Below are 488 nucleotides of genomic sequence, written 5' to 3'. Positions count from 1 at the left end.
CAAGCGTGAAGAATATTCTAAGCACAATATCGCTAAGTATTTGAAGAAAGCAATCGAGCAATATCTACCTACGGTTAAAAGGCAGGACTTATGATGAGTGAAAAGTTAAAGACAATTAAAGTGGACTAATGTCAAATATTTAGACACAAAATGAGCTATATTTTTGGAAAGTCAACGAAAAACTAGACACGGAGTTAAGAGAATTTAAGAATTATATTTTTCAAAGTCTTTTGGCGACTTGTAATCAAGACCTGAATGCATCCTTTTTGTATTGTAATAGGTCTCAATGTATTTAAATATTTCTTGAGTAGCCTCAGCTCTTGTCTCAAAATGAGCATCATTAATAAGCTCCCTCTTTAGCGTCTTATAAAAAGACTCCATCATTGCATTGTCATAGGGATTTCCTTTACGACTCATGCTAGATTGAGCACCGACTTGACGAAGAGTAGATTGATAACGAGAGCTTGTATATTGACTCCCTTGATCAG

General features: G+C 34.8%; 2 protein-coding genes. One reads left to right on the top strand and one right to left on the bottom strand.

Annotation, left to right across the window (positions count from 1 at the left end):
- On the top strand, positions 1 to 94 hold a 94-nt coding region (locus tag JKP73_RS23450), incomplete at its 5' end, for a hypothetical protein (protein ID WP_200411970.1).
- Positions 95 to 204: 110 nt separating this feature from the next.
- Here the strand turns inward: JKP73_RS23450 and JKP73_RS22050 are convergent.
- On the bottom strand, positions 205 to 488 hold a 284-nt coding region (locus JKP73_RS22050; protein WP_200411969.1), incomplete at its 5' end, for an integrase core domain-containing protein.

It is taken from the genome of Virgibacillus salexigens (assembly GCF_014905415.1).
In the GTDB taxonomy this organism is placed as follows: domain Bacteria; phylum Bacillota; class Bacilli; order Bacillales; family Amphibacillaceae; genus Virgibacillus; species Virgibacillus salexigens.
Note: the sequence above shows the minus strand (reverse complement) of the source record. Positions and strands in the feature narration are given on the sequence as shown.